15 protein-coding genes are annotated in these 17,576 nt (G+C 54.0%); 8 read left to right on the forward strand and 7 right to left on the reverse strand.

What is annotated here, in order from left to right:
* Window positions 1-27 precede the first annotated feature (27 nt).
* The gene (yhdP, locus tag ACFX4O_RS23195) at window positions 28-3,837 is read left to right on the forward strand and encodes an AsmA2 domain-containing protein YhdP (protein ID WP_380211497.1); all 3,810 of its coding nucleotides are present in this window, start codon (window positions 28-30) and stop codon (window positions 3,835-3,837) included.
* An 83-nt stretch (window positions 3,838-3,920) separates the two neighbouring features.
* Window positions 3,921-5,366 (forward strand): metalloprotease TldD, encoded by a 1,446-nt coding sequence (tldD, locus tag ACFX4O_RS23200; RefSeq protein WP_131407915.1) that lies wholly within the window; start codon window positions 3,921-3,923, stop codon window positions 5,364-5,366.
* 39 nt (window positions 5,367-5,405) lie between these two features.
* On the opposite strand, the gene aaeR is transcribed toward tldD, so the two are convergent.
* Window positions 5,406-6,329 (reverse strand): HTH-type transcriptional activator AaeR, encoded by a 924-nt coding sequence (aaeR, locus tag ACFX4O_RS23205; RefSeq protein WP_380211499.1) that lies wholly within the window; start codon window positions 6,327-6,329, stop codon window positions 5,406-5,408.
* 178 nt (window positions 6,330-6,507) lie between these two features.
* On the opposite strand from aaeR, the gene aaeX reads away from it, so the two are divergent.
* From aaeX to ACFX4O_RS23230, 5 genes are all read left to right on the forward strand, one after another.
* Window positions 6,508-6,711, forward strand: a complete 204-nt coding sequence (gene aaeX / locus ACFX4O_RS23210; RefSeq protein ID WP_061492969.1) for a p-hydroxybenzoic acid efflux pump operon protein AaeX — start codon at window positions 6,508-6,510, stop codon at window positions 6,709-6,711.
* A gap of 7 nt (window positions 6,712-6,718) precedes the next feature.
* The gene (gene aaeA / locus ACFX4O_RS23215) at window positions 6,719-7,651 is read left to right on the forward strand and encodes a p-hydroxybenzoic acid efflux pump subunit AaeA (protein WP_380211501.1); all 933 of its coding nucleotides are present in this window, start codon (window positions 6,719-6,721) and stop codon (window positions 7,649-7,651) included.
* Window positions 7,652-7,656: 5 nt separating this feature from the next.
* Window positions 7,657-9,624: a p-hydroxybenzoic acid efflux pump subunit AaeB gene (aaeB, locus tag ACFX4O_RS23220; RefSeq protein ID WP_380211502.1), complete on the forward strand. Its 1,968-nt coding sequence runs from the start codon at window positions 7,657-7,659 to the stop codon at window positions 9,622-9,624.
* Window positions 9,625-9,706: 82 nt separating this feature from the next.
* Window positions 9,707-11,161, forward strand: coding sequence for an NAD-dependent succinate-semialdehyde dehydrogenase (locus tag ACFX4O_RS23225; protein WP_380211504.1), 1,455 nt, complete (start codon window positions 9,707-9,709; stop codon window positions 11,159-11,161).
* A 45-nt stretch (window positions 11,162-11,206) separates the two neighbouring features.
* Window positions 11,207-11,476: a hypothetical protein gene (locus ACFX4O_RS23230; RefSeq protein WP_131407845.1), complete on the forward strand. Its 270-nt coding sequence runs from the start codon at window positions 11,207-11,209 to the stop codon at window positions 11,474-11,476.
* Between the two features lie 61 nt (window positions 11,477-11,537).
* Here the strand turns inward: ACFX4O_RS23230 and yhcN (ACFX4O_RS23235) are convergent, their stop codons facing one another.
* From yhcN (ACFX4O_RS23235) to argR, 3 genes are all read right to left on the reverse strand, one after another.
* A complete protein-coding gene (yhcN, locus tag ACFX4O_RS23235; protein WP_131407843.1) occupies window positions 11,538-11,801 on the reverse strand; it encodes a peroxide/acid stress response protein YhcN in 264 nt (87 codons plus the stop codon).
* 101 nt (window positions 11,802-11,902) lie between these two features.
* Entirely contained in the window at window positions 11,903-12,166 is a 264-nt protein-coding gene (gene yhcN, locus ACFX4O_RS23240; RefSeq protein ID WP_017457302.1) for a peroxide/acid stress response protein YhcN, read from the reverse strand.
* A 379-nt stretch (window positions 12,167-12,545) separates the two neighbouring features.
* Complete coding sequence (gene argR / locus ACFX4O_RS23245) at window positions 12,546-13,016, reverse strand: transcriptional regulator ArgR (protein WP_131407841.1); 471 nt, start codon at window positions 13,014-13,016, stop codon at window positions 12,546-12,548.
* 408 nt (window positions 13,017-13,424) lie between these two features.
* Between argR and mdh the strand changes: the two genes are divergently transcribed.
* Complete coding sequence (mdh, locus tag ACFX4O_RS23250) at window positions 13,425-14,363, forward strand: malate dehydrogenase (protein ID WP_131407839.1); 939 nt, start codon at window positions 13,425-13,427, stop codon at window positions 14,361-14,363.
* A gap of 66 nt (window positions 14,364-14,429) precedes the next feature.
* Here mdh and degS read toward each other — a convergent pair whose 3' ends face one another.
* The 3 genes from degS to zapG all read right to left on the reverse strand — a co-directional run bounded on the left by degS (window position 14,430) and on the right by zapG (window position 17,534).
* Window positions 14,430-15,497: an outer membrane-stress sensor serine endopeptidase DegS gene (gene degS / locus ACFX4O_RS23255; protein WP_020455456.1), complete on the reverse strand. Its 1,068-nt coding sequence runs from the start codon at window positions 15,495-15,497 to the stop codon at window positions 14,430-14,432.
* Between the two features lie 92 nt (window positions 15,498-15,589).
* Window positions 15,590-16,966 (reverse strand): serine endoprotease DegQ, encoded by a 1,377-nt coding sequence (gene degQ / locus ACFX4O_RS23260; protein ID WP_131407837.1) that lies wholly within the window; start codon window positions 16,964-16,966, stop codon window positions 15,590-15,592.
* A 169-nt stretch (window positions 16,967-17,135) separates the two neighbouring features.
* Window positions 17,136-17,534, reverse strand: a complete 399-nt coding sequence (zapG, locus tag ACFX4O_RS23265) for a Z-ring associated protein ZapG (RefSeq protein ID WP_131407835.1) — start codon at window positions 17,532-17,534, stop codon at window positions 17,136-17,138.
* Window positions 17,535-17,576 lie beyond the last annotated feature (42 nt).

Genomic DNA, 17,576 nt, shown 5'->3' on the forward strand with positions numbered 1-17,576 from the left:
CTGGGTTTGGTTGACAAGGAGAGAGGCGTGAGGCGACTGCCGGGGATATTGCTGCTTACAGGCGCGACGCTGATTGTTATCGCGGCGCTGCTGGTAAGTGGGCTGCGCCTTGTTCTGCCCCATCTGGATAGCTGGCGCGGGCAAATTCTGGCGCAAATCTCCTCGCAAACCGGCGTTCCGGTTTCGGCCAGCCAGATACAGGCGCGCTGGGAAAATTTCGGCCCTGAACTGGACGTGCGCGACATTAACGCGACGCTGCCCGATGGCGGCGAGCTGTCGGTCAAACGCGTGACGCTGGCGCTGGATGTCTGGCAAAGTATGCTCCACATGCGCTGGCAGTTTCGCAATCTCACCTTTTACCAACTGGTTGCCCATAGCAATACCCCGCTACAGCGCAATGACACCGGTGAACCTATCACTACGGATCGCATCAGCGATCTGTTTTTGCGTCAATTCGATCACTTTGATCTTCGCGACAGCCGCATCAGTTTCTTAACGCTCTCCGGGCAGCGCGCTGAGTTGGCTATCCCGCAACTTACCTGGCTTAACGGCAGCGATCGTCACCGTGCGGAGGGGCAAGTCAGCCTTTCGAGCCTGACTGGGCAGCACGGTATTATGCAAGTGCGTATGGATCTGCGTGACGACAACGGGCTGCTGAATAATGGCCGGGTGTGGTTGCAGGCGGACGATATTGATGTCAAGCCCTGGCTCGCCAAATGGATGCAGGATAAGGTCGCGCTGGATTCCGCGCGATTCAGCCTTGAAGGCTGGATGACATTAAGCAAAGGCGTAGTTGAAAGCGGCGATGTATGGCTGAAAAAAGGCGGCGCCAGCTGGCAGGGATATAACACGCAGCACCGCATGACGGTGGATAACCTTACCGCACATGTTTCCCGTCAGCAGCAGGGCTGGCAGTTTGATGTGCCGGTAACGCGTATCGCGATTGATGACCATCCGTGGCCGCAGGGCGCGCTGAGTTTTGCCTGGGTTCCGGCGCAGGAAGTGGGCGGTACCAGCAGTGTGCGCAGCGATGAACTGCGCGTACGTGCCAGTAACCTTGAGCTCAGTGGCTTAGAGGGACTGCTGCCGATTGCACAGAAAATCTCACCGGAACTGTACGACATCTGGCACACCATGCAGCCTCGCGGCAAGCTCAATCAACTGGCGCTGGATATTCCGTTGCAGGCGACCGAAAAAACGCGCTTCCATGCACAGTGGCAGGATATAGCCTGGCAACAGTGGGAATTGCTGCCCGGTGTTGAACATCTCAGTGGAACGCTTGCCGGCAGCATGGAGAATGGGCGCTTAACCGCCGATATCGCGCAGGCGAAGATGCCGTATAAGACGGTATTCCCCGAACCGCTGGAGATTGAAAAAGGCGTTGCCACGCTGAACTGGCAGAAAAACGAGCATGGCTTCCAGTTGGATGGACGCAATATCGACATTCAGGCCAATGCCCTGCGCGCGCGCGGTGATTTCCGCTATCTCCAGCCGCAAGGCGATGAGCCCTGGTTGGGTATCCTGGCTGGCATCAATGTGACGGATGCCGGACAGGCCTGGCGTTACTTCCCGGAAAATTTGATGGGCAAAGCGCTGGTGGCGTACCTGAGTTCGTCGATCAAAGGCGGGCAGACGCAAGATGCCACGCTGCTGTTTGGCGGTAACCCGAAGCTCTTCCCGTTTAAGCACAACGAAGGCCAGTTTGAAGTCGCGGTGCCGTTGCGCAATGCGACCTTTGCTTTCCAGCCTGACTGGCCTGCGTTACAAAACCTCGATATCGATCTTGATTTCCTCAACGACGGTTTGTGGATGAAAAGCAGTAAAGTGGCGCTGGGTGGTGTAACGGCCAGCAACCTGACAGCCAATATCCCGGATTACGTCAAAGAGAAGCTGCTGATTGACGCGGACATTAACGGGCCGGGCAAAGCTGTTGGTCCCTATTTCAAAGAGACGCCGCTACACGACACGCTGGGCAGCGCACTGGATGAGTTGCAAATCGATGGTGATGTAAGCGCTCGCTTACATCTTGATATTCCGCTGGATGGTGAGCAGACCGTCGCTAAAGGCGATGTGGTGCTGAACAACAACAGCCTGTTTATCAAACCGCTTAACAGCACACTGAAGAACCTCAATGGCAAATTCAGCTTCGAGAACGGCACGCTGAAAAGCGAGCCGTTGCAGGCAACCTGGTTTAATCAACCGGTAAATCTCGATTTCTCCACCACCGAAGGGGATAAGGCTTACCAGGTCGCGGTGAATCTCAACGGGAACTGGCAACCGGCAAAAACCGGCGTGTTACCTCCTCAACTTAATGATGCGCTGCGCGGCAGCATCGCATGGAAAGGTGATGTCGGCGTTGAGCTGCCGCACCGTGGCGGCACCACTTACAAGGTCAATCTTGATGGTGATTTGAGTAACCTTGCTAGTACGTTACCGCCACCGATGGATAAACCAGCGGGTAAAACATTGCCGTTGAAGGTGAAGGTAGAAGGGAACCTGCACAGTTTCGATTTAACCGGTAATGCCGGTGGTAACAACCATTTCAACACCCGCTGGCTGCTGAATAATAAGCTGGCGCTCGATCGTGGGATCTGGACGTCGGACAGCCGTACACTGCCGCCGCTGCCGGAGCAGGCCGGGCTTGAACTCAACTTGCCGCCAATGAACGGCGCGCAGTGGCTGGGCCTGTTCAGACAGGGCGTGGCAAACAATGTCAGCAGCGCAACCACTTTCCCACAGAGCATTACGCTGCGTACACCTGCCCTGACACTGGGCGGGCAGCAGTGGAATAACCTCAGCATTATTTCGCAGCCGCAAGATTCAGGTTCGACCATCGAAGCGCAGGGGCGCGAAATCAGCGGTACATTGACGATTCATGATAATGCGCCGTGGCAGGCAGCGATTCGCTACCTCTACTACAACCCGTCGAACGCGCCACCGGACGATAACGATATCTCTTCCCCTTCAACACTGCTGCGTGGCCAGACGCGGTTGGACTTTACCGGCTGGCCGGATTTGCAGCTGCGCTGTGCGGAGTGTTGGCTGTGGGGGCAAAAGTATGGTCGCATCGACGGTGATTTCGCCATTCAGGGCGATACGCTGACGCTGGCGAATGGGCTGGTGGACAGCGGCACCGCGCGGCTGACCGCTGACGGTGAATGGGTCAATCGTGAAGGCGCGGAGCGCACCTCGCTGAAAGGCGTGCTGCGCGGTGAGAAAATTGATTCAGCGATGGGCTTCTTTGGCGTACCGACGCCGGTGCGTGATTCGTCGTTTGATATTAATTATGACCTGCACTGGCGCAGCACACCGTGGCAACCGCAGGAAGAGTCGCTCAATGGCATCCTGCGTACGCGTCTTGGCAAAGGTAAAATTACCGATATCAGCACTGGTCATGCCGGGCAGTTGCTGCGCCTGTTCAGCGTCGACTCGCTGTGGCGTAAATTGCGTTTTGACTTCAGCGATACCTTCAGCAGTGAGGGGTTCTGGTTTGATTCCATTCGCAGCACCGCGTGGATCAAAGACGGTGTGCTGCATACCGACGATACACTGGTTGATGGCCTGGAAGCGGATATCGCGATGAAAGGTTCCGTGAATTTGGTGCGCCGCGAGCTGGATATGGAAGCGGTGGTAGCCCCGGAAATCTCCGCGACTGTCGGGGTGGCGGCGGCCTTCGCCGTAAACCCGATTGTCGGTGCTGCGGTGTTTGCCGCCAGCAAAGTGCTGGGGCCACTGTGGAACAAAGTCTCGATTCTGCGCTATCGCATTACCGGCCCGGTCGATCAGCCGCAAATCAACGAAGTCCTGCGCCAGCCGCGTACGGACAAAAAGCAATGATTTGACGGCATCAGCGAATTGCCTCAAGCTCCTTATATCGCAATTTTTATTGCCCGCAGTGGCGGCAACGACGAGAAAAAATGATGAGTCTTAATCTGGTAAGTGAACAACTTCTGGCAGCAAACGGCCTGAGCCATCAGGATCTGTTTGCTATTCTCGGTCAACTGACCGCGCGTCGTCTTGATTACGGCGATCTCTATTTCCAGTCGAGCTATCACGAATCCTGGGTTTTAGAAGACAGCATCATTAAAGATGGCTCTTACAATATCGACCAGGGCGTGGGCGTGCGCGCCGTCAGCGGCGAGAAAACCGGTTTTGCTTATGCGGACCAAATCAGCCTGCTGGCGCTGGAACAGAGCGCGCAGGCTGCGCGTACTATCGTGCGGGAAGACGGCGATGGCAAAGTGAAAACGCTGGGTGCGCTCGAACATCCAAGTCTTTATACCAGCCTCGATCCGCTGCAGAGCATGAGCCGTGAAGAGAAGCTCGATATTCTGCGCCGCGTAGATAAAGCGGCACGCGCAGCGGATAAACGCGTACAGGAAGTGACAGCCAGTCTGACCGGCGTTTACGAACTCATTCTGGTGGCGGCGACGGACGGTACGCTGGCGGCGGATGTGCGCCCGTTGGTGCGGCTTTCCGTGAGCGTACAGGTTGAAGACGACGGTAAACGCGAACGTGGTTCCAGCGGTGGCGGCGGTCGTTTTGGTTATGACTGGTTCTTGCAGGATGTGGATGGCGATGTTCGCGCGGATGCGTGGGCGAAAGAAGCCGTGCGCATGGCGCTGGTAAACCTTTCTGCCGTTGCCGCACCTGCGGGCACGCTGCCGGTGGTATTGGGCGCGGGCTGGCCTGGCGTGCTGCTGCACGAAGCGGTTGGACACGGGCTGGAAGGCGACTTCAACCGTCGCGGAACGTCTGTATTCAGCGGCCAGATGGGGCAACTGGTGGCCTCAGAACTGTGTACCGTTGTGGACGATGGCACCATCGCCGATCGCCGCGGTTCTGTGGCGATCGATGATGAAGGAACGCCGGGCCAGTACAACGTGCTTATCGAAAACGGCGTGTTGAAAGGTTATATGCAGGACAAGCTGAATGCGCGTCTTATGGGCGTTAAGCCGACCGGTAACGGACGTCGTGAATCTTATGCGCATCTGCCAATGCCGCGTATGACCAACACTTATATGCTGGCGGGGAAATCAACGCCGCAGGAGATTATCGAATCTGTCGACTACGGCATCTACGCACCGAATTTTGGCGGCGGCCAGGTCGATATCACTTCCGGGAAATTTGTCTTCTCCACTTCTGAAGCGTACCTGATTGAAAAAGGTAAGGTCACCAAAGCGGTGAAAGGCGCAACGCTGATTGGCTCCGGTATCGAAGCGATGCAGCAGATCTCCATGGTGGGTAACGATCTGAAGCTGGATAACGGCGTTGGCGTCTGCGGCAAAGAGGGGCAGAGCCTGCCGGTGGGTGTGGGCCAACCGACGTTGAAAGTCGATAACCTGACCGTCGGCGGTACGGCTTAAACCTTTTCTCACCCTCTTCGCACGAAGAGGGTGAATTCCTTACACTCTGCGTCCCTGCATGCCCTGATACACTTTCGCCACTTCAATAAAGTAATCCGTCAGATAATTAATGCACACCTGCACTTTCAGCGGCAGCTTATCTTTTTCGGTATAGAGCGCATAAACCGGGCGCGGATCCGACTGGTAACGCGGCAGCAGAATCTCAAGCTGGCCACTGTTGATCTCGTCGATCACCCACATTAACGGCACGAATGCGATCCCGGCACCGGCGGTCAGCCAGCGCGTTAGCGTCATTGGATCGTTGGTGACAAAACGCCCTTGTGGGATAAGCCGCGTGGCGATCCCTTCCGGAGCCACCAGCTCAAATTCGTTATCCGGACGCACGCTGTATTCAAGCCATGAGTGGTTCACCATATCCGCTGGCTTTTCAGGAATGCCGTACTGAGCAAGGTAGCTTTTAGCTGCGCAAACCACCATTGGCATCGCGCCAAGACGGCGGGAGAAGAGGCTGGAATCCTGCAACGCGCCGACGCGGATCACCAGATCCAGACCGTCAGCAATCAGATCCGGTGCCGGGATACCCGTGACGAGATTTACCGACAAACCCGGATGCTCTTTGAGCATATCGGCGGTCATTTTTGCCAGCACATTTTGCGCCATGGTTGAAGAACTGCCAATACGCAGCGTACCGATTGGTGTGTTGTTAAAGGCGTAAAGCTGTTCGTGAACGTCCTGCACTTCATGCAGCATCCGGCGGCAGCCCTGGTAGTAAATCTTCCCTGCTTCGGTGAGCCCCAGGCTGCGCGTGCTGCGGTTCAACAGCTTTACCTGCAACTCATCTTCCAGTTTGGCGACGGTCTGGCTGATGGAGGAAACACTCATTTGTAGCTGTCGGGCGGCGGCGGTAAACGAACCTAATTCCACCACTTTGGCAAACACCGACATGCGTTTTAGTCGTTCCATTATTCACTCTGAGTTAAAAGTGATTTAGATCACATAATATAGATAACAGCATAACAGTTACGTTAATATACTATCTATTAAGAATATTCACGTCACTCTCGCCTGGCTCTCCTTGCCCATACTCCTGCGGTGACGTTAGAACGAATTGTCACCTGCACGCTCTCTAATCAAGGTCAACATGAGTCTGTTTCCCGTCATCGTGGTGTTCGGTTTGTCGTTCCCACCGATTTTTTTCGAATTAATTTTGTCACTGGCGATCTTCTGGCTGGTGCGTCGGGTGCTGGTCCCCACCGGGATCTATGACTTTGTCTGGCATCCGGCATTGTTTAACACTGCGCTGTATTGCTGCCTTTTTTACCTGCTGTCGCGCCTGTTTGTCTGAGGTAGAAGTGAAAACACTAACAAGAAATATCTCTCGCACCGCTATCACTATGGTGCTGGTAATCCTGGCGTTCGTCGCGGTTTTCCGCGCCTGGGTTTATTACACCGAATCGCCCTGGACGCGCGACGCGCGCTTTAGTGCGGATGTTGTCGCTATCGCGCCGGATGTCACCGGGCTTGTCACCGCCGTTAATGTGCATGACAACCAACTGGTGAAAGAGGGCCAGGTGCTGTTTACCATCGATCAACCGCGTTACCAAAAAGCGCTGGCGGAAGATGAAGCCGATGTTGCCTATTACGAAGCGCTGGTGGCGGAAAAACGCCGCGAAGCCGGACGCCGTAACCAGTTGGGTATTCAGGCCATGTCGCGTGAAGAGATCGACCAGGCCAACAACACCCTGCAAACTGAGCTGCATCAGTTAGCCAAAGCTCAGGCGACCCGCGATCTGGCGAAGCTGGATCTGGCGCGCACCATCATTCGTGCGCCAGCCGATGGTTGGGTGACAAACCTTAACGTCTACGCCGGTGAGTTTATTACCCGTGGTTCCACCGCGGTGGCGTTGGTGAAACAACACACCTTCTATGTTCTGGCATATATGGAAGAGACCAAGCTGGAAGGCGTGCGTCCCGGTTATCGCGCGGAGATCACCCCGCTTGGCAGCAATCTGGTATTGAAAGGCACGGTGGATAGTATCGCCGCAGGCGTCACGAACGCCAGCAGCAGCAATGACAGCAAAGGTATGGCGACCATCGATTCCAACCTTGAATGGGTGCGGCTGGCGCAGCGTGTGCCAGTGCGTATTCGTCTCGACAAACAACAAGGCAACCTGTGGCCGGCGGGCACTACCGCGACGGTAGTGGTGACAGGTAAATCCGATCGTGATGAAAGCCAGGATTCCTTCTTTCGCAAAATGGCGCATCGACTGCGTGAGTTGGGGTAATCGCGATGGGGCTGTTATCCATTGCCAACCAGCATTTGCGTTTTGCTTTCAAGCTGGCCTTTGCCGTCGTGTTGGCACTGTTTGTTGGTTTTCACTTTCAGCTTGAAACCCCGCGCTGGGCGGTGTTGACCGCAGCCATTGTCGCGGCGGGCCCGGCGTTTGCCGCTGGTGGTGAGCCCTATTCCGGGGCGATTCGCTACCGGGGGATGTTGCGTATTGTCGGCACCTTTATCGGCTGTATCGCCGGGCTGGCCATCATCATCATGCTGATCCGCACCCCGCTTCTGATGTTAATGGTGTGCTGTATTTGGGCCGGATTTTGTACCTGGGTCTCGTCGCTGGTGCGTGTTGAAAACTCTTACGCCTGGGGGCTGGCGGGTTACACCGCGTTGATTATTGTCGTCACTATTCAGACGGAACCACTGCTGGCACCGCAATATGCCGTTGAGCGATGCAGTGAAATCGTGGTGGGTATTCTCTGCGCGATTGTCGCCGATCTGCTCTTTTCTCCGCGCTCCGTCAAACAGGAAATTGACCGCGAGCTCGATAGCCTGCTGCTGGCCCACTATCAACTGATGCAGTTGTGTATCAAGCATGGCGATAGCGAAGAGGTGGACAAAGCCTGGGCTGCGCTGGTGCGCCGTACCACTGCGCTGGAAGGGATGCGCAGTAACCTGAACATCGAATCTTCCCGCTGGGGGCGCGCTAACCGCCGCCTGAAAGTGATCAACACCTTGTCGCTGACGCTGATCACCCAGGCGTGTGAAACCTATCTGATCCAGAATACCCGTCCCGAGCTTGTTACCGACACATTTCGCGAGCTGTTTGCCGAGCCGGTCGATAACGTGCAGGAGATGCACAAGCAGTTAAAAAGAATGCGTCGAGTCATCGCCTGGACCGGTGAGCGGGAAACGCCTGTCACCATATATAGCTGGGTGGGTTCGGCGACCCGCTATCTGCTGCTGAAACGCGGTGTGATTGGCAACGCGAAAATCAGCGCCGTCGAAGAAGAGGTGTTGCAGGGCGAAGTGGTGGTGAAAGCGGAATCTGCCGAACGCCACCATGCGATGGTTAACTTCTGGCGCACCACGCTTTCTTGCATGCTCGGAACCTTGTTCTGGCTGTGGACCGGCTGGACATCTGGCAGCGGCTCAATGGTGATGATCGCAGTGGTCACCTCGCTGGCGATGCGTCTGCCGAACCCAAAAATGGTGGCGAAAGACTTTATCTACGGCATGCTGTGGGCGTTGCCGATTGGTTCGTTCTATTACCTGGTTATCCTGCCATCGACGCAACAAAGCATGCTGTTGCTGTGTATTAGCCTGGCGGTGCTGGCGTTCTTTATTGGTATTGAAGTGCAAAAGCGGCGGCTGGGTTCAATGGCGACGCTGGCGGGCACCATTAATATTCTGGTGCTGGATAACCCGATGACCTTTAAATTCAGCCAGTTTCTCGATAACGCGCTGGGGCAACTGGTTGGCGTGGTTCTGGCGATGGTTGTGCTTTTGCTGGTGCGCGATAACTCCCAGGCGCGCACCGGGCGTATGCTGCTGAACCAGTTTGTTTCCGCGGCCGTTTCGGCAATGACCACCAATACCGCGCGTCGCAAAGAGAACCACTTGCCCGCGCTGTATCAACAGCTTTTCTTGCTGCTGAATAAATTTCCCGGTGATGTCGCGAAGTTCCGCCTCGCGCTGACGCTGATTATTGCGCATCAGCGCCTGCGGGATGCGCCGGTGCCGATCAATGATGATCTCTCGGCGTTTCACCGCCAGTTACGGCGTACTGCGTCACAAGTTATTTCGGCGGGTAACGACACGAAACGCCGCCGTTACTTCACTCAGTTGCTGGAAGAGCTGGATATTTACCAGCACAAGCTACACCACTGGAACGCACCGCCGCAGGTTACTGAGCCGGTATACCGGCTAACGGGCATGTTGCATAAATACCAACATGCGCTGACCAGCAGTTAATGCCAAACCGACGCCAAAAGCGTCGGTTTTTTTATGGCTATACTTTCTAAGAGTTTTTATAAACCGCAGATCAGGAGGACAAATGACAACGCAGTCACTGCAGGACAATGCGCTTTTTCAGACCGGCTATCTGGTTGATGGTGTCTGGAAATCGCTGGATACCACATTTGACGTTCTGAATCCGGCGACGGGCGAAACTATCGCGAAAGTTGCCAAAGCAGGCAAGAAAGAGACAGAAGAAGCCATTGCCGCTGCGACACGCGCCTTTCCCGCATGGCGGGCGAAAACCGCGAAAGAGCGCTCGACCATTTTGTATCGCTGGTATGAATTGATCATTGAAAACAAAAGCTGGCTTGGCAGATTGATGACCACTGAGCAGGGCAAACCATTGAAAGAAGCAGAAGGTGAAGTGGAATATGCCGCCAGCTTTATTCAGTGGTTTGCCGAGCAGGCAAAACGCGCAAACGGTGAAATTATCCCGCCCATCAAGCCAGGCTCACGCATTCTGGCGACGCGAGAACCGATTGGTGTGGTGGCCGCGATTACACCGTGGAATTTCCCGATGGCGATGTTGACCCGCAAGCTTGGGCCCGCGCTGGCGGCAGGCTGTACCGGCGTTATCAAACCGGCAAATAACACACCGCTTAGCGCTTTTGCGTTGCTGGCGCTGGCGAAAAAAGCCGGTGTGCCGGACGGTGTGTTGAACGCTGTTGCCGGGAATACATCTGAAATCAGCGATGCGATTATGGCCAGCCATGAGGTGCGCAAAATCTCGTTTACCGGCTCGACGGCGGTGGGGAAAACGCTGGTGCGCAACGCAGCTGAAACCATGAAAAAAGTGTCGATGGAGCTGGGAGGAAATGCGCCTTATATCGTGTTTGAGGATGCCGACATTGATGCGGCGGTGCAGGGCGCTGTTGCCAATAAATTCCGTAATGCGGGGCAGGTGTGCGTCAGCGTTAACCGCTTCTACATTCATGAATCTGTCTACGATAGCTTTACACAAAAACTGACCGAGGCTGTTAATGCGCTAAAAGTGGGTAATGGCCTGGATGAGGGCGTGGTTGTAGGTCCGCTGATTGAACGCGCTGCGGTGGACAAAGTGCGCGAGCATGTCGACGATGCTGTCGTCAAAGGGGCGAAAGTATTAGCCGGTGGCAAACCGCACAGCCTTGGCGGTAACTTCTGGCAGCCAACGGTGCTGGGTGATTGCAGCGATGGTATGAAACTGGCGCAGGAAGAGACATTTGGCCCGGTTGCCGCCTGTTTCCGTTTCACCAGCGAAGAGGAGGTGGTGCAACGTGCCAATGCAACACCGTTTGGTCTGGCCGCTTATTTCTATACGCAGAACCTGCAGCGCGTATTCCGCGTTTCGCAGGCGATCGAAAGCGGCATGATCGGGATTAACGAGTGTGCGGTATCAACGGAGCTGGGGCCGTTTGGCGGGGTGAAAGAGTCCGGTCTTGGCCGGGAAGGTTCGGTGCTGGGGCTGGAAGAGTTTCTGGAAGTGAAAACTCTGCACCTTGGGGGATTGTAATCATGTGGGCGGCGTTTTGCTGCCCTGTTGGGCTGATGGCGGAAAATGAATATCTACACTTTCGATTTTAAAAATATCGCTGATCAAAGTGCTTTCTACCGCGAGTTTAGCCGCCTGTTCGCTATTGAGCGCGAGAAAGTCCACGATCTGGATTCCTTGTGGGACACGGTGATGGATGGCGCGCTGCCCTTACCGCTGGAAATTGAATTTATTCATCTACCGGAAAAACAGCGCCGCCGCTTTGGCGCGCTGATCCTGCTCTTTGATGAAGCGGAAGAGGAGCTGGAAGGCGAGCTACGTTTTAACGTGCGGTGAGCGAAGGCAAAAAAAAGCCCCTGACAGGCAGGGGCAAGTCGTCGGACAAGACGACGAGGGTTTATTTATACAGTTCAGCCGTAACGTGGGTGCTATCGCCCGTACGTGCTTCAATAATACGGTAGCTGCTCGCGCCAGCCTGATCGGCTTTAGCAGAGAGCTCCTGGCGAATGTCCATTGGGACGCCCGCTCTTTGGGAAATGGAAACACTGCCCATAGGTTGCAGGTTGTTGGCCTGATCGCTATTAACAAGCGTTGCGGCGCTCGCACCGAAAGAGATCAAGGATGCAAGGCCAAGGGATGCGATGATGAGATTACGTTTCATTGTCTGTCTCCTTAAAAGAGACTCAACGGCGAGAAGGGTTAAAGTGCTATTTTTGTGCCTGGTGCCGTTGAGTGACGGTTAGATAGGGTTATCGGTAAAACTTATTTATACAGCTCTGCGGTTGCGTGCCATTGGTCGCCGCTACGTGCTTCAATGATGCGGTAAGCTGAAGCACCTTGTTCTTCCGCTTTTTTACTCAGTTGCGCGTTCATGTCCATCGGAGACGCTGTGACAGAACCGATGGAAACGGTACCCAGTGACTGGCGAGATTGAGCTTGTTCCGCGTTGATGGAATCCGCCGCGAAAGCGCCAAATGACAGGGCTGAAAGGATACTCAGTGTTGCAACGGTTGATTTGATATTCATGTCTAATACCTCGTCGTATTCTTTTATTTAATTTTTCGGAGGGTCTTGTTTCGTGACCCTCATCACAAAATCAAGTATACACTAATCACGCAAATAATTAATACCAAGCTAATTATAACCATGATGAATGGGAATATGATTTGCGGTTTTATATTGCAGAAAAGCATAAAAAACAGTGTTCAGGTAAAAATTTAGTTAACGATAGTTAAGAAAATCATATGGATAGATGAATTTGATTTTTTGTGCGGTGGCATGCGCTGGGAAAGGGAAGCGAAACCATAAATCGCACTAACTGCTAAGTCTTTGATAGGGGAAAAGTCGAGTTGGGGAGCAAAAAGCCGAACATTCCCCCACAGCCGAAGCCGAGGGGAAGCGCTCATTACAATTCTTGTTCGAACAGCACCAGAATAGCTTCGAAGAGGTCTTTAACCGTAAAGCCTTTGGCTGGAGTCGTGAAAATGGTGTCATCCCCGGCAATAGTGCCAAGGATGCCCTCCGCTTTGCCCAGTGAATCCAGCAGACGCGCAATCAACTGTGCAGCGCCAGGGCTGGTGTGGATCACCACGACCGCATCGTTATAATCGATATCCAGCACCAGGTTTTTCAGTGGGCTGGAGGTGGTGGGAACACCCAGTTCTATCGGCAGGCAGTAGACCATTTCCATTTTCGCGTTGCGCGTACGCACCGCGCCGAATTTGGTCAGCATGCGAGAGACTTTAGATTGATTGATATTGTCGAAGCCCTCCTCTTGCAGAGCCTGAACAATTTCTCCTTGAGAACTGAATTTCTCTTCTTTAAGAAGCGCTTTAAACGCTTTAACTAATTCTTCTTGTTTTGCCGAGCTTCGCATAAGTCACCCGTAATATGGCCGTGAAAACAACATTATTATGCATATTGATGAATTTTTATGCAAATATTCTCGCGAGGAATTTCTGAAAACTGCTGAGAAGGCGCGAAGTTTATCAAATCCTGTAATGAAGCACAGCCACATGTGTCTTACGTCGCAAATAAGATTAAAAAGTAAATTAAATGTTATAAAGTTGATGTTATTTTGGTAGATATCGCAGCTATATTATAAACTCTCAGTGTTAGTTGCTTAGATTGCCGATCTGACGGTCATATCCATCCTTATATAAGATCTTAACAGTGGGCTGCGCCGCACTATTTTGGCGCGTTTATTGTCATAATTACCAGGGTGGATTAAGGTCGCCGCAACGGAGTAACAAAATATTTAGCTAACCATAATAAGGAGTTTAGGATGAAAGTCGCAGTCCTCGGCGCGGCCGGTGGTATCGGTCAAGCGCTTGCCCTACTACTGAAAACACAACTGCCTTCAGGTTCAGAACTCTCTCTGTATGATATTGCACCTGTCACCCCTGGGGTTGCCGTTGACCTCAGCCATATTCCTACCGCAGTAAACATTAAAGGCTTCTCCGGCGAAGATGCGACGCCAGCGCTGGAAGGCGCCGATATCGTGCTGATTTCGGCAGGTGTGGCGCGTAAACCGGGTATGGATCGTTCCGACCTGTTTAACGTCAACGCCGGTATCGTGAAAAACCTGGTCGCTCAGGTGGCGAAAACCGCGCCTAAAGCCTGTATTGGTATCATCACTAACCCGGTTAATACCACAGTTGCGATTGCTGCTGAAGTGCTGAAAAAAGCCGGTGTTTATGATAAGAACAAGCTGTTTGGCGTTACCACGCTGGACATTATTCGTTCCAACACTTTCGTGGCAGAGCTGAAAGGCAAACAGCCGACGGATATCGAAGTGCCGGTTATTGGCGGCCACTCTGGCGTGACAATCCTTCCGTTGCTATCGCAGATCCCGGGCGTGAACTTCAGCGAGCAGGAAGTCGCCGATCTGACAAAACGTATTCAGAACGCCGGTACTGAAGTGGTAGAGGCGAAAGCGGGTGGCGGTTCAGCGACGCTTTCTATGGGCCAGGCCGCCGCGCGTTTTGGTTTGTCGCTGGTGCGTGCGCTGCAAGGCGAGCAAGGCGTTGTTGAATGCGCCTATGTAGAAGGTGACGGCGAGCATGCGCGTTTCTTCTCACAGCCGCTGCTGCTGGGCAAAAACGGTATTGAGGAGCGTCATGCAATCGGTAAGCTCAGCGCGTTTGAACAGCAGTCGCTGGAAGGCATGCTGGATACGCTGAAAAAAGACATCCAGCTTGGCGTCGATTTCGTTAACCGTTAAGCCTTGTTGTCCTGCGAGCGCAGGAAGAAAAAACCGGAGCCTGTTGCTCCGGTTTTTTTATGGCGATCAATTGGTCGCCGGGTATTCCTGAATTGTGACCTTGAAGGTGAGCTTCTTGTCGTCGCGCATGACCTCGACGGGGATTTCAGAACCAGGGCGGATTTCCGCCACTTGATCCATGGTTTCGAGGGCGGAAACAGCTGGTTTTCCATTCACCGAGGTGATCACATCATTGACCTGAATCCCCGCGCGCGCCGCCGGGCCATCCGGTGAGACTTCATTGACAACGATCCCCTGGATCGGGTCGATGCCGCCGCCCTGAGTATGTAATGGCGCGATCTCCCGGCCGCCAATACCGATATAGCCACGGATCACGCGACCGTCGCGGATCAGCTTATCCATAATTTTAGTCGCCAACTGGAAGGGAATGGCGAATCCGATACCTTCCGGCGTTTCACCGTCATTACTTTTATCAAACGACAGGGTGTTAATACCCATCAGTTCGCCCAGTGAATTCACCAGTGCGCCGCCGGAGTTACCGTGGTTAATGGAAGCGTCTGTCTGCAAAAAGTTTTGCCGACCGCTGGGGTTCAGACCAATACGACCCGTGGCGCTGATAATCCCCTGGGTCGTCGTTTGACCAAGGTTATACGGGTTGCCGATCGCCAGCACCACATCGCCGATATGCGGCGTGCGCTTCGTGTTGATGGGGATCACCGGCAAGCCACCGTTAGCATTGATCTTCAACACCGCAAGATCGGTCAACGTATCCGAGCCCACCAGTAACGCTTCAAATACCCGACCATCCTGCAACGCGACAATGATTTGGTCGGCATCGTTGATTACGTGTTTGTTGGTAATGATATAGCCGCGTTGATCCATGATGACGCCGGAACCGAGCGTACGAATTTCGAGGCGATCATGGGTGGAGCTATTCAGGCTACGGTTATAGACGTTCACTACCGCAGGCGCTGCGCGACGAACTGCCGGGTTATAGCTGGCAGGCGTTTCATCGGCGCTGTCGATTTGCGGCGTCGCGAGCGGAATGTTTTTACGCAGCGAAGGCATGGCGGCGATGATCAGACCACCGACGACCAAACCGATTGCCACGGAACGTAAAAGCTTCACATACATGATGGGATAGTCATTAAAAGGAGAACGGCAGCAGCATAACATGAGTTATCCGGACATCACACGCAGGCGGTGATGTCCGGCGACAGAATTACTTAGCGCAGCAACAGATAGATACTGTCATTGCCCCGCACGATATGCAGCGCCATGACAGGTGGTTTCGCTTCCAGCACTTTGCGCATTTCAGCAATCGACTGCACACGATCCCGGTTAACGCCAATGATCACATCATCTTTGTGCAGGCCAGCCTGCGCGGCGGCGCTGCCTTTTTCCACATTACCGACGGTGATGCCTTTAGTGCCATCTTTAAGCTGACCATCGCTCAGCTCCGCGCCTTGCAGCGACGGGGAGATCAACTCGGCGCTGGCGGAAGATGAGGTGCTTTTATCAAGCGTCACTTCGACATCCAGTGGTTTGCCGTCGCGTAGCAGCCCCAACTTCACTTTTGCACCCGGTTCGGTGGTCGCGATGCGCGAACGCAGTTCGGCGAAGCTGCTCAACGGTTTGCCGTTCAGGCTCACAATCACATCACCTGATTTGATCCCCGCTTTCGCCGAACCCGAGTTCGGCAGCACTTCACTGACAAATGCGCCGCGCTGCACGTTCAGGTTAAAGGCTTTGGCAATATCTGCACTCATTTCGGTGCCTTTAATGCCCAACAGTCCGCGTTTGATTTCACCAAACTGAATCAACTGATGAGAGAGGGTTTGTGCCATGTTGCTTGGAATCGCAAAACCGATGCCAACGCTGCCGCCGCCCGGTGCGAGTATCGCCGTGTTAATACCGATAAGTTCGCCGTTCAGGTTGAGCAGCGCGCCGCCGGAATTGCCACGGTTAATGGAAGCATCGGTCTGGATAAAGTTTTCCAGCCCTTCAAGGTTCAGGCCGCTACGACCCAGCGCAGAAACAATCCCTGATGTGGCGGTTTGGCCAAGACCGAAGGGGTTACCCACGGCAATCACGAAATCGCCGACGCGCAGCTGATCGGAATCGGCGATGGCAATTTGCGTCAGGTTGCTCGCATTTTGTAATTGCAGTAGCGCGATGTCGCTCTGATCGTCCCCGCCAATCAATTTGGCTTCGAATTCGCGCCCATCATTCAACTGTACGTTGATTTTTTGTGCCTGGTTAATCACGTGGTTATTGGTCAGCACGTAACCTTTGGCGGCATCGATAATCACCCCGGAACCGAGGCCTTCAAACGGCTGCGGTTGCTGCTGTGGTTGATCTGGCATCTCTTCGCCGAAATATTTTTTCAATTCTTCAGGGACTTTCTGGCCTTGTACCGCTGTGCCTTCTACCTGCACGCTGACTACCGCCGGTAGAACCTTTTCCAGCACGGGGGCGAGGCTTGGTAACGCGCCCTGGCCTGGGATTTGTGATGGCATTGCCGCAAAGGTCTGAAAGGGTGCCGAGAGAGTTAACCCGACACTTAACGCAAATGCACTCAACAGCTGGGTTTGTTTCTTCATTGATGCTGGCTCTCGTAACCTGAAGTGGAAAGAATGACGCCCCAAAACAGTTTGATGTTATTGAAATTTCAACCGGGTAACAATGAGGTGAATGACTAAATAATAGCTGCGATGCGCAAGAAGGGACGGGCGCAAGGAGCGCGCCCGTAAATATTTAAGATGCGTTCGATTATTTACGGCTAGCGCCGCCGCGCAGCAGGCCGGATGCACCTTCAGAATAGTCGCGCGGGATCTGCACCGGCGCCTGATCGTTGCTGGCTTCGGATTCGGCCAGACGGTTGCGGAACGGGTTCTCTTCCGCGGACATTTCCGGCAGCAGGCTGGTCGAACTTTTCGCCATATGCTGATAAAGCTGGCGGTAATCGTCTGCCATGTTATCCAACAGCTCAGCGCTGCGGGCAAAGTGGCTCACCAGCTCTTCGCGGTAATCTTCGAGTTCCGCTTTGTTTTTTTCCAGTTCGTACTGCAAGGCCTGTTGTTGGCGCAATTTGCGGTTTCCGAAACGCATACCCACGGCACCAATAATAATGCCGACAACCAACCCAATTAGCGCATATTCCCAGGTCATGAACTTCTCCCGTTGTTTTTTGATTCCGTAGGGTGTGGGCTG

It is taken from the genome of Kosakonia sp. YIM B13571 (assembly GCF_042788095.1).
Classification (GTDB): Bacteria; Pseudomonadota; Gammaproteobacteria; order Enterobacterales; family Enterobacteriaceae; genus Kosakonia; species Kosakonia quasisacchari.

What these genes read in the sequence shown, in the direction of transcription:
- aaeX (WP_061492969.1), top strand. Translation starts at nt 6,508, where the DNA reads ATGAGTCTGTTTCCCGTCATCGTGGTGTTCGGTTTGTCGTTCCCACCG.
- mdh (WP_131407839.1), top strand. Translation starts at nt 13,425, where the DNA reads ATGAAAGTCGCAGTCCTCGGCGCGGCCGGTGGTATCGGTCAAGCGCTT.
- yhcN (WP_131407843.1), bottom strand. Translation starts at nt 11,801, where the DNA reads ATGAAACGTAATCTCATCATCGCATCCCTTGGCCTTGCATCCTTGATC.
- argR (WP_131407841.1), bottom strand. Translation starts at nt 13,016, where the DNA reads ATGCGAAGCTCGGCAAAACAAGAAGAATTAGTTAAAGCGTTTAAAGCG.
- aaeB (WP_380211502.1), top strand. Translation starts at nt 7,657, where the DNA reads ATGGGGCTGTTATCCATTGCCAACCAGCATTTGCGTTTTGCTTTCAAG.
- degS (WP_020455456.1), bottom strand. Translation starts at nt 15,497, where the DNA reads ATGTATGTGAAGCTTTTACGTTCCGTGGCAATCGGTTTGGTCGTCGGT.
- yhcN (WP_017457302.1), bottom strand. Translation starts at nt 12,166, where the DNA reads ATGAATATCAAATCAACCGTTGCAACACTGAGTATCCTTTCAGCCCTG.
- zapG (WP_131407835.1), bottom strand. Translation starts at nt 17,534, where the DNA reads ATGACCTGGGAATATGCGCTAATTGGGTTGGTTGTCGGCATTATTATT.
- aaeR (WP_380211499.1), bottom strand. Translation starts at nt 6,329, where the DNA reads ATGGAACGACTAAAACGCATGTCGGTGTTTGCCAAAGTGGTGGAATTA.
- degQ (WP_131407837.1), bottom strand. Translation starts at nt 16,966, where the DNA reads ATGAAGAAACAAACCCAGCTGTTGAGTGCATTTGCGTTAAGTGTCGGG.
- ACFX4O_RS23225 (WP_380211504.1), top strand. Translation starts at nt 9,707, where the DNA reads ATGACAACGCAGTCACTGCAGGACAATGCGCTTTTTCAGACCGGCTAT.
- ACFX4O_RS23230 (WP_131407845.1), top strand. Translation starts at nt 11,207, where the DNA reads ATGAATATCTACACTTTCGATTTTAAAAATATCGCTGATCAAAGTGCT.
- tldD (WP_131407915.1), top strand. Translation starts at nt 3,921, where the DNA reads ATGAGTCTTAATCTGGTAAGTGAACAACTTCTGGCAGCAAACGGCCTG.